We start from the raw sequence: 14010 nt of genomic DNA, 5'->3' as shown, positions 1-14010 counted from the left end.
AAACATCTAATTCAGAGGATTCATAACGCGATTATTTTCTATTTTCCGGTGAAAACTGTATCTTCGCTTGATTAACTGAACATACATTAATCCACAACGGATTGTCAATCTGTAAATATGCATTAATATAAAAATAATGAAAACGAGAAAATTTCTAATTGTAACTTTCGGACTTATCTTGCTATCGCTGGGAATCATTTCCTTAAAAAGCGATGACCGGAACTTTGAAATTAGCAAACAATTGAATATTTACGCAACCCTTTTCAGGGACGTCAATATGTTCTACGTCGATGAAACCAATCCCGGAGACCTGGTAACGGAAAGTATAAACTCGATGCTTAAATCTCTGGATCCGTATACGGTATATTATCCCGAATCCCAAATGGAGGATGTCAAATTGATGACGACGGGAGAATATGCAGGTATCGGTTCCATCATCAGCCAGAAAGGAGAAAACGTCATTATCCGGGAACCGTATAAAAATTCTCCGGCGGATAAGGCAGGACTCCTTCCGGGAGATATCATTCTCGCCATCGACGGAAATTCCATAAAAGGAAAAACGACGGCCGATGTCAGTGAGATACTGAAAGGACAACCGGGTAAAGAAATTGTTATAAAAATCCGCAGGGAAGGAGACGCAAAACCGTTAGAGAAAAAGGCAATACGCGAAAAAATACAGCTTCCGAGTGTACCGTACTACGGTATGACCGATCACAAAATCGGTTATATTTACCTGAACAGTTTCACGGACAAAGCCGCTGCGGACGTTCGCAAAGCCATTATCGAACTGAAAAACCAAGGTGCCGAATCCTTGATTTTCGATTTGAGAGGCAATAGCGGAGGTTTATTGGATCAAGCCGTTGAAATCTGCAATTTTTTCCTCCCGAAAGATTCCAAAATCGTAGATACCCGAGGCAAAGTCAAACAATGGGACAAAGAGTATATCGCGGCCAAAAATCCCATTGTACCGGATATGCCGCTGGTTGTTCTGATCGACAGAGGTTCGGCATCTGCTGCAGAAATCGTATCAGGGGCACTGCAAGATTATGACAGAGCCGTTCTCGTGGGCGAACGCTCTTTCGGCAAAGGACTCGTACAGACAGTGAGAGATCTGGCTTATAATACAAAAGTAAAAATAACGACGGCCAAATATTATATTCCGAGCGGCAGATGTATCCAGGCACTGGATTATTCCCACCGTAATCCGGACGGCAGTGTCGGAAAAGTTCCCGATTCCCTTATCACAGAATATGCCACAAAAGCAGGACGTAAGGTATATGACGGAGGTGGAATAACACCGGATGTAAAAATCGAGCCCAAAGAATTTGCCCGGATTACACAGGAGTTAGTACTCCGGGACATTTGTTTTGATTTTGTAAATTCTTATGCCATCAAAAATCCGGCTATAGCTCCTATCCAAAACTTTGTAATTACGGATGACATTTACAACCAGTTTATCAATTACCTGAAAGAGAAAAATTTCTCATACGAAACAGAATCCCAACAAATATTGGAAAAACTGATCAAAACGGCTAAAGCGGAGAAATTCTACGATATGGCGAAATCCCAACTGGACAGCTTGCAACAGGATTTTACGCATTCCATTGACAGAGACATGCAGATTTTCAAAGATGAAATAACTTCTTTCCTGGCGGAACAATTCATGCAAAGATATTATTACATGGAAGGTGTTATCGAGTACAAAGTATCGCGTGACCCGGAAGTCAAGAAAGCAATTGAAATCCTTACCGACAGCGAAAATTATAAAAAAATCCTATCCAATAGGTAATCAGTTAAATCAAATGCGGAGAACATCGGTTTCTCCGCATTTTTTTTAATAAATAACAAACACCTTCGCTCCCCCCGAAAAATATATCAATAGCCATACTTGCAGAAAAAACATAAGAATCACGGTCGAATCGTCTTTTTCATTTCTTCATCGAATATTTTTTCAAATTCCTCATATTTAAAGTTTAGCCGTAATTTACGATCATCTGCGATATTGTCTTTCAAAGCTTTTAAAACCTCCATACGGTTCAATTCTATCGCTACATGAATTTGATAGCGTTCTCCCGGTCCTCTGACTATTTTTTCACAAATCACATCCATTTTATTCAATATCCGATGAACAACTTCATAACTCAGAGCCCAAAAACGTCCTTCATCCTCTTGCCGCACACCGATTTCATAGGAAGAGAAATAACGAGCGGAAACAGCTTTTACTATAGCCTGAATATCAGCAGCCAATATAACACGGGCAGATGTAATTGTTTTCTGACGGACAATTTCTTCATCTCCCCCTAATGCCAACGCAGATACACGAAAATAATCGGAATCGGATACATATTCGGGACCGGAACAAGGTCCGGTAACCTCACTCCCGTCCGTTGCGAGAGTCGGTTTCACCGTCTGCTTTTGACTATTACAACCAAAAATCAAAAGGACAAAGACTCCGAATAAATAACACCTATGTTTCATAACTTACTATTTTTTAATCGATATTAAATAATTCTCTATTCCCGACACCGTTCCATACCTTGACCGGTATCAGAAATATTTTCAACCGGGAAAAACTGTATTTACCTGATATTTACAAATTGAATAGGATATGATAAATTATATAAAATATTTCACGGCGATTTTATATACCAAATAAATCGTTCATTTCATTTTGATATCCTGATTCTGATTTGCAACAAATTTATATATAATTTTACATATATAACTTGTTCATACACTAAACTTTACTGATTTTTTTGATTTGAATGTTTTTTAATTCTTACAACTAATGAAATGGAACGATTAATTTATATTTCAACATACTAAATATCAACATATTAATCATACAAACATCCATATTTAAATTCCATAATCAATTGTAAGTAATCAAATACCTGCAACCATGGCATAACAGAATTTACCATGAAAATAGAAATGAAAATCTCTGATCCGAATTGGGGCCTACAATCAACAGAACTTCTGTAACAATGCTGAATTATATAGTACTTTCAATTGCAAATTTCCAATTGAAATCTACCTGAAAAAACTTATAAATGAATAAATTCAATTAATATTTGCTTTTATGCAAATGAATGTTGAAATTCGTAAATTCAGAGTAATTTAATCCTTCAACATATGAAAAGATTTGTTCTTCTATTTGTTCTATGCAGTAGTATACAGCTAATTGCACAAGAATACCACCCCGAAGAAGCCTATTACGGCAGTGCATTCTGGGAACCGGATTCCTTGGGTAATCACCGGATTATCGTACGGATAAATGAAAAAACGGATATCGCACGGGCAGTTCTCCCTTGGAGAAGAAGAGATTCGGAACCGGAGAAAAAAGGCATGATCATTGTGGATGCAAATACAGGCAAAAAAATCGATAACTTTTACAGGGAAAATATCAATTCCGAATGCGGTACGATTTTATTCCAACCGCAGACTGTTCCCGGAGAATATTACATTTACTACATGCCTTACCACTCTTCCGGGGGACCTTATCCCCGGGTAAATTATCCCCGGGAAATAAACCGGGCGGCATCAGCCTGGGTTGCTAAGGCACAAAAAGCCATCGAAAGCAAACAGGCTATCCCGGAAACAAAACTGATACAGTTTCAATCCCGAGGGACATTCAACAGTTTTTATCCCATGGAAATTGTCGCTACTGAAGCAGAAAAAGAAAAACTGCTTCAAAACTATCCGGATAAAAATTACCTGATATTTCCGGAAGACCGGCAACATCCGATAAAAATGTACAAACAAATACCTTTCCGCTGGACAATACAAGGAGCCCGGGAATCATTCTGGGCAGAAGCCGATCAAAACGAATACTTCGTTTTTCAATTGGGCATATGGGCCTTGCATAAAAATATGGAAAACGTAAAGGTCGAATTTACTTCTTTACAAGGCAATGGCAACAATATCCCCGCATCTGCGTTTACTTGCTTTAATACCTCCGGAACGGATTGGTTACAAAGACCTATGGACATCAGTTACCGGATACCGGAAAATGAAGTGCGTCCGCTGTGGATCGGGTTACAAATACCTACAGGTATAAAACCCGGAGTCTACAAGGGAAAAATTACCGTTTCAGCAGTTGGGACCGAATCACAATCCGTAAATATCAATATCCGGATTTCAGACCGTATTTTAACCGACCACGGCGACAGCGATATCAACCGTTTATCGCGTCTGCGCTGGCTGAATTCGGAACTGGCCTGCAATAACGATATCGTGCGCCCTTTTATTCCTTTATCCGTCAACGAGCGCACCATACGTTGCTTAGGACGTTCCGTAAAATTAAACGAATACGGCCTTCCGGAGGCAATATCCAGCTACTACACGGAAGAAATGACGGCAATCGGTTCGAAAGCGACACCTATACTTCAAGCCCCTTTTCGTTTTATCCTGGAACAAAACCGTAAAATCATTCCGTGGCAAAACAAATCATTCCGTTTCGTTCAAAAAGAACAAGGGAAAACAAGCTGGGAATCTCTCAATAAGGCCGGAAATATCGGGATAAAATGCGAGGCGAATATGGAATTCGATGGATTCATGGAATATAAAATAACCCTCAAAGCCGAAGAAACGACCGCATTGAACGATATCCGGCTTGAAATTCCGATGAATGCTCAAATTGCAGAATACTGGCTCGGCATGGGACATATCGGATCAGTCGTTCCCAACCGGTACGAATGGAAATGGGATGTCCGGAAAAACCAGGAAGGTTTCTGGATCGGGACAACGAATGCAGGATTACATTGTGTATTCCGGGATGAAAATTACATCCGCCCATTAAATACGAATTTTTACCATTCCAAACCGCTGATTATTCCGGAATGTTGGAATAATCGAGGAAAAGGCGGTATTAAATTTGTACGTAAAGGAAAAGAAATGCTGGTCCAGACCTATAGCGGCAACCGCACTTTAAAAAAGGGAGAAGAAATAACGTTTATCTTCCTGACTTCCGTAACCCCGTTTAAACCGATCGACACGGAAAAACAATGGCATGACCGGTATTTACATAGTTACGAGCCGATCAGTCGTGTTGTAAACGAAGGCGCTAATACGATCAATATCCATCACGGGACAGCCATTAACCCTCACATCAATTATCCGTTTTTCCGCCCGGATTATATGAAAGCATATATAGACGAAGCACACGGGAAAGGATGTAAAGTGAAAATATATTACACCGTACGGGAATTAACAAACCGGGCGCCGGAAATCTGGGCCCTGCGCTCATTAGGCCATGAAATATTCTCTGCAGGTCCGGGCAACGGCTATTCCTGGTTACAGGAACATTTGGGAGAGGACTATATCGCTGCCTGGTTTGTCGAGAAATACAAAGACGCTGCCATTGTTAACTCGGGTGTATCCCGCTGGCATAATTTCTATGTAGAAGGCTTAAACTGGCTCGTTAAAAACGTAGGAATAGACGGCTTGTATATCGATGACCTGGCTTTCGACCGGACCACGATGAAACGCATCCGCAAAATTCTGGATGCCGGTTGTCCTGAACCCCGTATCGATTTACATTCTGCAAACCAATTCAATGAAAAAGACGGCTATATCAACAGTGCCTGCTTATACATGGAACATATGCCCTACCTCGACCGCCTGTGGCTGGGTGAATACTTCGACTATAACGCCGGACCGGACTACTGGCTTACAGAAGTCTCCGGCATACCTTTCGGAATGATGGGTGAAATGCTACAGGACTGCGGAAATCCGTGGAGAGGAATGATATACGGCATGACGTCCCGCCTCCATTGGGAAGGATGCGAGATTGCCCGGCACATCTGGAAAGCATGGGATAATTTCGGCATAAAAGGAAGCCGCATGGTGGGTTATTGGGTTTCTTCAAATCCGGTAAAAACAAATAAAAAAGATATTTTAGCAACCACATACATAAAAGACGGGAAAGCCATGATCGCAATTGCAAGCTGGGCAAAGAAAGACTGTGAAGTAAAACTGGATATCGACTGGAAAAAATTAGGTCTGAATGCCCAAACGACAAAACTGTATGCCCCTGAAATTCCCCAATTTCAGCCGGCAGCCGATTTTGATCCGAACAAACCGATACAGATTCCCGAAGGCAAAGGCTATTTACTGATACTTGAAACAAATAACAACAAATAAAACCGATATGCATTACCTATCCATTCTCATTCTCACATTGTTCTTCTTTTCCGGATTACACGGACAAGATTGGAAACCTTATGACAATCAAAGTAAGAAACAAAAAAACCTGGAAAAGTACGACTACATTTATTTGCTGGACAGCACCGGTGTAAATGTTACGGAAAACGGTTCAGGCTCGTTTGCCATCCGGCAAGTCATTAAAATTCAAACACCGGCAGGGGCTCTGAAAAACCGGATCATACGCTATGACTACGATCCCCTCACCGCTTATGCAGAATTTAAAAGCGTAAAGATATACAAGCCCGATGGACGGGTCATCGAACTGGATCCGGCAAAATCATATGATTATGCGGCTCCGGCAAGGGCTATTTATTGGGGAGCCAGACAAATTATGATTGAACCGGGACGTTTGGATTGCGGAGATATCATCGATTATGAAATATCCAAAAAAGGTTTCACTTACGCTCTTTTAGCTGCAAATGACGACGAAGAACGATTTATTCCGCCGATGCGCGGACAATTCTACGACATCGTCCCTTTCTGGAGCAATCAACCGGCAATACACAAAGTCTATAGAGTAAGTATTCCCCAGGAAAAGGAAATGCAATACGAATTTTACCAGGGGAAATGCACTTCTTCCGCCAGAATCGAAGGAGACCGTAAAATTTTCACCTTCGTTTCCGACAACATACTGCCTTTCCCTAAAGAGCCCAACATGCTGGACCTTTACGACGTCGCTCCGAAATTAATGATGTCAACAACAGCCGATTGGAAAGCCAAATCGCGATGGTTCTATAAAGTCAATGAAGACTACGGGAGTTTCGAAGCTACCCCGGAAGCACAAGCAAAAGTAAATACATTGATTAAAAATTGCCGTTCTGAAATGGAAAAAATTGCCGTTCTGACCCATTGGGTCGCCGATAATATGCGTTATTCGGGTATTTCTATGGGCAAAGGGGAAGGCTATACATTACACAATACACAAATGAATTTCACTGACCGCTGCGGCGTATGTAAAGACAAAGCCGCATTGCTCATTTCCATGCTGCGCATGGCCGGATTTGAAGCTTATCCGGCCATGACAATGGCAGGCTCCCGGGTAGAATCCATCCCGGCAGACCATTTCAACCACAGTGTAGCCGTAGTAAAACTTTCAAACGGGACATATATGCCGCTGGACCCCACATGGGTACCATTTTTAAGAGAATTATGGTCCAGTGCGGAACAACAGCAAAATTACCTGCCCGGTTTGCCGGAAGGCTCCGATTTACTGATTACGCCGGTGTCCGATCCCGAAAACCATTATTTCAAATTAAATATTACGTCAAATCTGGACAGTAAAGGGACTCTGACCGGAGAATTTACAGTGGAAGCCGAGGGACAATCCGACGGAAGTATACGCCGGATATTTACCGGAAGATTTATGAGCGAATGGAAAAACTACCTCGAAAAAGAATTGCTGAATGTTTCTCCCCGTGCCTCCTTACTGAGTGTGGATTACGGCAAAGACCCCAAAAATTATACGGCTGCCCCGATCAAAATCAAAATGAAATTTTCAATTCCCAACTATGCAATAACCGGAAAAGACATTCTGATATTCAAACCTATGGCTCTGAATAATTTATACAACAGTGTACGTTCTTACTTGCGTATCAATACCCAATTGGAAGAACGCAAATACGGTTTTAAAGATGCCTGCTCCCGGCAAATCCTACTGAATGAAAAAATAAACCTGCCGGAAGGATACAGAATGATTCAAAATAAAAAAGAAGACCATTTCACAAGTCCCGCAGCCGATTTTTCAGGCTATTTAAAACAGGAAAATAATTCTATCTTATTAAATAACAACCTGAAACTCAAGAAAAGAGTTTATGAAGCAGAAGATTGGGACGGTTTCAGAACAGCTGTCAATACGCATAAATCATACGGAAAAGAGTTGATTTTAGAAAAAATAAAATAAGTATATAGATTATACTTAAAATAAATGGATTACAATTAATAATATAATGTGATGAAAAAAATAAAATATACTATATTACTGATTATTTGTATTCTTTCCATATCCACAGTCAGCAAAGCACTTCCGGAAGCTGAATTTACAAAATTGTTGAAGGAATATACATATAAACTCGACGGAAGCCTTGAATTACATTACAGTAAAATATTGAAAATCAATTCTCATATTGCATTCAATAATTTATATGGAGAGACATTCGTCGTATACAATCCGGCTTTTCAGGAATTGAAAATCAACGAATCCTATACGAAGCAAGCCGGAGGAAACATTGTAAAAACACCTCAAAATGCATTTAATGAAGTACTTCCCCGTGCCGCAAGCGGAGCTCCATACTATAATCATTTGAAAGAGATGGTTATAACCCATACAGGACTTGAAATAGGAGCGACTATTTATTTGGATTATACGCTATTCAGCAAACCAGTATCCTATAACTGTATTGATATAGATGAAATCTTACAGGAAGCATGTCCGATAAAAGAATATACCGTCATTCTCAATATTCCCGCCGATCAGGAATTAAACTACACTTTGTGCAATCTATCGGCAAAACCGAAAATAACAACCCAAAACGGTATCAAGCAATATCGCTGGACATTCAAAAATATTCCCGCTGCATCTCAGGAAGCTTTTCAACCGGTCAACCGGGAAAATAAACCGAGATTTATCGCCTCCGGAAATAAATCCTGTAAAGAAGCCCTGGAGATATTAAAGAGTAAAATCCAACCGGTATTATCTCCCGAAAACACGGCCTTTGCCCAAAAATTGGCTGAAAAAGCAGAAAATGAAAGAGAAAAAGTATTTTGCATTCAAAACTATATGGTCAATCAGGTAAATACAATTGACCTGTCGTTGGAAAACACAGCCTATACTTTACGTACTCCGGATGAAGTACTCCAAACTTCCTACGGTACAAAAGCAGAGAAAACGGCATTATTTGCAGCCCTGCTGAAAGCCAACGGGCTCACACCCGAGCCGGTAGCCGTTTATCCCGGGAATTTAAAAAACAAGTCCAAAGGAATCAATACCATACAAGAACTTAAAATAAAAGTCAATGCCGACAAACATCCTCTATTCCTTTCTGCTATGTATCAACCGGCAGAATCATTGGAATTAAGAGGTGGTAAAGACGAAATCTGGCTATTGTCGGATTCCGGTATACGGCCCTTGACGGTAATACAAAGCGAAGGGCAAATCCGCTGTCAGGCAGATATCATTTTAAAACCCACAGAAACGACTGCTAAAGGTATTATAGACATCCAGGGCGGTCTCCTGCCTATGGCATCAAAAAACAGCCTGGAAAAGCATATAAAAGCTTTTTCAGAGCCATTCGGTCAAACAACGGAATCACAAATCAGTTCCGAATCGGCGGTCAACTATCGTTTGAGCTTTAAAGCCAACTCACCTTTGGTATCTCAGGACGGATACATCGTATACAATCTACCGGAAACGGAACAAGGCATAAAAAGTTGGGAAATGTCCCGGCTCAACACCGACAGAAAATCGACATTGGAAATTCCATACCTAATCACAGAAACTTATGATTATCTCCTTTCTATTGAACCCGGGATCGAATTTAAAAGCAATCCTGTAGAAATCAAAAAACAAAACAAAATCGGATCTGTAAATATCCGAATCCGTCAAATCAATAACACAATTCAGGTTCATAAAGAAATCCAACTGTCCAAAAATACAATCACTCCGGCAGAATATGGAGATTTCAGAGCATTATTGACAGAATGGCAAAATCCGCTGGGACAAAAATTAATCTTTAAGAAAAACGATATAAATAAATAAATCGGATAAAATACGGCATGGAATTCAGATTCCATGCCTAATCAATACCCCACAGATCTTGCGGATATCTGAATTCCAAAAGGCTGTGGGGTATTGATTTTTATAATTAAAGAAAAACATCATATATAATATCTTATCCATCTGTAATATAATTCGTTTCATTCAAAATGCTGAAAATCGCCCGATCTTTTAAATTAAAAAATTGATTTACAAACAGTTATACCATTCACCCTATCTTATAAAATACAATACTTATATTTGAATTCAAGATTTTTCCCACACTCCGCAAAAGCCCTTTATCAGCCTCACAAACCGAACGCCTGTATTACAGGTTGAACCCATCGAATGAAAAATTTAAGTAGCAAGATACCTTACCACCATTGAAAAGAAGAATACAGAGCCTTTCCCGGCTGAAATTTGAAGGAATAATAAATACTGTTTCATACTTAAAAGAACGATTAAAATCCCTTTAAAAACGGCTCCATACAGAATATTAAAAACCGAAATCCAACAGTATCGGTCAACTTATCAGGGAAGTATCGGGATGGAAATAAACATATACCATTTCAGCTTTTTTTATGCCGACCACAGTAGCCAATTCTGCAATAGAGGCTTTCTTTATGTTCTCTACGGATTTAAAATGCCGGACCAACTGTTCCTCGCTTTTGCCACCGATTCCTTTAATAGAATTTAATTCACTCTTAGTCAGCGGTTTCTCTCTTAATTGACGATGAAAAGTAATGCCGAAACGATGAGCTTCATCCCGGATATGCATCAATGTCTTCAAAGCGATTGAATTTTTAGCCAGCAAATAAGGATCTTTATCTCCCGGATAATAAACCTCCTCCATCCTTTTGGCCAAACCGATGACCGGAACCTTACCGTACAAATCCAGTTTTTTCAAGCTATTTACAGCCGAATGCAACTGTCCTTTCCCTCCGTCGATAACAATCAGATCCGGTAACTCGCGGCCTTCATCCAACACACGTTTATAACGTCTGAAAATAATTTCTTCCATAGAAGCAAAATCGTCCGGTCCCTCAACTGTTTTCACGTGGAACTTACGATATTCCCTTTTAGCCGGTTTCCCGTCTATAAAAACCACACAGGAAGCCACTGGATTGGTCCCTTGTGTATTCGAATTATCGAAACATTCCATCCGGTGAGGAATTGCCGGCAATTTCAATTCAGTTTTAATCGTTTTCAAAATGTTGAATTTTGAATCTTCCTTCACAACTGCCCGTTGGCGATCTTTGTCCAGCTTAAAATAAGCCACATTTCGTTCCGAAAGCTCCAAAAGTTGTTTCTTATCTCCTATTTTAGGTATAACATATTGTAAACCAGATAATTGAATATCCGGAAGAAAAGGAACAATGATTTCTTTAGATTCACTGCGCATCAATTGACGGATCTCATAGATAGCAAAAGAAAACAAAGCCTCTTTATCCTCGTCCATCTTCTTCTCCAATGCTATAGTATGAACCTGATTGATGGCCCCATGCACAATCCGTAAATAATTTATATAAGCATAGCGCTCGTCTTCCAAATAAGAAAAAACATCGATATTATTCAGAGATGTACTGACAATCGTTGATTTAGACTGATAATTACGCAAAGCTTCTACAGACTCTTTCATAAACTGGGCCTTCTCAAACTGCATGTCAGTGGCATACTTTTTCATACGGCCCGTCATAAATTCGATCACCTGGGAAACATTTCCTTTTAAGATATTCCGGATATTGACAATAAATTCGTTATACTCTTCTTCCGAAACATTACCGACACAAGGCCCCAGGCAATTTCCGATATGATACTCCAAGCAAACCCGGAATTTACCGGCAGCAATAGTTGCAGGAGACAATTGCAAATTACAATTGCGCAGTTTATACAATGAATTGATCAGAGACATCAGCATATGAGCAAAGCGACCAGAAGTATAAGGTCCGAAATATTCAGATCCGTCCCTCACCAAACGCCTGGTAATAAATACCCGCGGGAAATACTCTTTTTTTATACAAATCCAGGGATAAGTCTTATCATCTTTGAGTAAAATATTATAGCGGGGCTTGTATTTTTTAATCAGATTGTTTTCAAGTAATAAAGCATCCTGCTCCGTATCAACGACAATATAACGTAAATCATTGATTTTACGAACCAATAATAACGTCTTATTAGATTGATTTGTTTTATTAAGATAAGATAATACTCTGTTCTTTAAATTTTTAGCCTTACCTATATAAATAATATTACCCGAAGCATCAAAATATTGATAAACTCCGGGTTGTGCCGGTAATTTACTGATCTTTTCCCGTAAAGCGTCATCATACAAAGCCATACCTTGTCCAATTAATCATTTATATGAATTGCCGTTATAGCGTTAATCGGCAATAAAATCAAACTTATTAAAATCGAACAAACCCTTTTCTCCGATCTTCAATTCAGGAATTACCAAAAGAGACATAAAAGCAAGAGTCATAAACGGAGATTTTAAGATACAACCTGATCTTTTCAATTCTTCATTTAAAAAATTATAACGTTCTGCGACATGCTCCGCAGGTTGATCCGTCATTATTCCGGCTATCGGCAAAGACAATACATGTATGCCGTTTTGATTCTTCACAGCTAAACCACCTTTCAATCCGATAACCCGATTGATCACCTCTGCCAAATCCGCATCAGTTACTCCTACGGCCAAGAGATTATGAGAATCATGAGCGATTGTTGTTGCAAACGCTCCTTCTTTCAACCCGAATCCCCGAATAAATGCAATCTGAGGTTTTCGATTTGCATAACGATTCAAATAAACAATTTTCAATATATCCTGAGAAAGATCTGATTCCAGGTTATTGAGCGGAACCGAAGGAAGATTATATTCGTACTTTGCCGTTACAATTTCATTTTCCTTAATTTGTATGACAGGTATATGCTCCATAGTCACCGGCTTTTGCAAATCCGTAAATGAAATCAAATCGTGTTGAAAACAATTCAACCCCTCATAATTCAACCGATTTTGATTCGACAGATCGGGAAAAACCGTCAAATTATACTTTTCGATACCATCAATATAAGTAGACAATATACGGAATGACTCCAAATTTTCGACTATTACGAAATCTGCATCATCGCCTTTTCGAAGCATACCGACAGGTAAATGATAATGTTCTATCGCATTTATTGAAGCAATTTTCAAAACATCAAACAAATCATACCCCAAACGAATAGATTCTTTCACCAACCTATCGATTTCACCATTACGCAGAATATCGTCCGGATGAGCATCATCTACACAGAACATCAAACGATCGGGATACATTTGAATCAATGGATGCAGATTTTGAAAATTTTGAGCAGCACTTCCTTCCCGAATGATAATTTTCATTCCTGAAGCAATTTTTTCCAATGCCTCCTCCAAACTCACACACTCATGATCCGTAGAAATACCGGCTTCAGCATAGGCTTTCAATTCATACTTATTTAAACCAGGTGCATGTCCGTCAACCGGCAATTTCCGGTTCCGGGCAATTTCTAATTTCCGTATCACCTCCGCATCCTTTTGCAATACCCCAGGAACATTCATCATCTCTGACAAAGCCACAAACTGATCATGTCCAGACAAAGCCAATATATCGTCAGAGGTTAATTCACTCCCGGCAGAATCAAATGGAGTTGCCGGTACACAGGAAGGAATTCCGAAAAATATTTTAATCTCAGCTTTCGTTGCATTTTCCAACATAAACCGCACACCGGCTATTCCCATCACATTGGCAATTTCATGCGGATCGTTTACGACAGCTACGGTTCCTCTCCGAATAACCATCTTTGAAAATTCGACAGGGATCAGCATAGAGCTTTCAATATGCACATGAGCATCGACAAAACCGGGAAGAATGAAACAATCATATTTCTTATTCGTAGGCAGAATTTCTGAAATTTTTCCATCGGGAGAAATTAAAATTTCTCCCGGATAAATCCGCCGTTCAAAAACATCTACAATATTTCCTTCTACTTTCTTCATAATACATCAAAGAAAAAAAAATGTTTCACGTGGA

At 39.7% G+C, this 14010-nt stretch carries 7 protein-coding genes; 4 read left to right on the top strand and 3 right to left on the bottom strand.

Going from position 1 to position 14010, the window contains the following annotated elements; all coding sequences use genetic code 11:
• Positions 1-136: 136 nt before the first annotated feature.
• On the top strand, positions 137-1789 hold the full coding sequence (locus BN8908_RS14635) for a S41 family peptidase (protein WP_082989280.1): 1653 nt from the start codon (positions 137-139) through the stop codon (positions 1787-1789).
• 119 nt (positions 1790-1908) lie between these two features.
• Here the strand turns inward: BN8908_RS14635 and BN8908_RS14630 are convergent, their stop codons facing one another.
• Positions 1909-2478, bottom strand: a complete 570-nt coding sequence (locus BN8908_RS14630) for a hypothetical protein (RefSeq protein ID WP_082989279.1) — start codon at positions 2476-2478, stop codon at positions 1909-1911.
• 657 nt (positions 2479-3135) lie between these two features.
• Between BN8908_RS14630 and BN8908_RS14625 the strand changes: the two genes are divergently transcribed.
• The 3 genes from BN8908_RS14625 to BN8908_RS14615 are packed head-to-tail and all read left to right on the top strand — an operon-like array spanning position 3136 to position 9961.
• Positions 3136-6144: a glycoside hydrolase domain-containing protein gene (locus BN8908_RS14625; protein ID WP_068691405.1), complete on the top strand. Its 3009-nt coding sequence runs from the start codon at positions 3136-3138 to the stop codon at positions 6142-6144.
• Positions 6145-6151: 7 nt separating this feature from the next.
• The gene (locus BN8908_RS14620) at positions 6152-8107 is read left to right on the top strand and encodes a DUF3857 domain-containing transglutaminase family protein (RefSeq protein ID WP_068691404.1); all 1956 of its coding nucleotides are present in this window, start codon (positions 6152-6154) and stop codon (positions 8105-8107) included.
• A gap of 51 nt (positions 8108-8158) precedes the next feature.
• On the top strand, positions 8159-9961 hold the full coding sequence (locus BN8908_RS14615) for a DUF3857 domain-containing protein (RefSeq protein ID WP_068691402.1): 1803 nt from the start codon (positions 8159-8161) through the stop codon (positions 9959-9961).
• A 520-nt stretch (positions 9962-10481) separates the two neighbouring features.
• Here the strand turns inward: BN8908_RS14615 and uvrC are convergent.
• Positions 10482-12296, bottom strand: a complete 1815-nt coding sequence (gene uvrC / locus BN8908_RS14610; RefSeq protein WP_068691400.1) for an excinuclease ABC subunit UvrC — start codon at positions 12294-12296, stop codon at positions 10482-10484.
• A gap of 42 nt (positions 12297-12338) precedes the next feature.
• Positions 12339-13976 carry an adenine deaminase gene (gene ade / locus BN8908_RS14605; RefSeq protein ID WP_068691398.1) on the bottom strand — a complete coding sequence of 546 codons (1638 nt, stop codon included), beginning with the start codon at positions 13974-13976 and terminating at the stop codon, positions 12339-12341.
• Positions 13977-14010: the final 34 nt, after the last annotated feature.

It is taken from the genome of Culturomica massiliensis (genome assembly GCF_900091655.1).
GTDB lineage: Bacteria > Bacteroidota > Bacteroidia > Bacteroidales > Marinifilaceae > Culturomica > Culturomica massiliensis.
The sequence above is the reverse complement of the archived record's forward strand: the minus strand, read 5'-3'. Positions and strand labels throughout refer to the sequence as shown.

Excerpts from the sequence above, each read along its gene's own strand:
- BN8908_RS14625 (WP_068691405.1), top strand. The coding sequence starts at position 3,136 with ATGAAAAGATTTGTTCTTCTATTTGTTCTATGCAGTAGTATACAGCTA.
- BN8908_RS14630 (WP_082989279.1), bottom strand. The coding sequence starts at position 2,478 with ATGAAACATAGGTGTTATTTATTCGGAGTCTTTGTCCTTTTGATTTTT.
- BN8908_RS14620 (WP_068691404.1), top strand. The coding sequence starts at position 6,152 with ATGCATTACCTATCCATTCTCATTCTCACATTGTTCTTCTTTTCCGGA.
- BN8908_RS14635 (WP_082989280.1), top strand. The coding sequence starts at position 137 with ATGAAAACGAGAAAATTTCTAATTGTAACTTTCGGACTTATCTTGCTA.
- uvrC (WP_068691400.1), bottom strand. The coding sequence starts at position 12,296 with ATGGCTTTGTATGATGACGCTTTACGGGAAAAGATCAGTAAATTACCG.
- ade (WP_068691398.1), bottom strand. The coding sequence starts at position 13,976 with ATGAAGAAAGTAGAAGGAAATATTGTAGATGTTTTTGAACGGCGGATT.
- BN8908_RS14615 (WP_068691402.1), top strand. The coding sequence starts at position 8,159 with ATGAAAAAAATAAAATATACTATATTACTGATTATTTGTATTCTTTCC.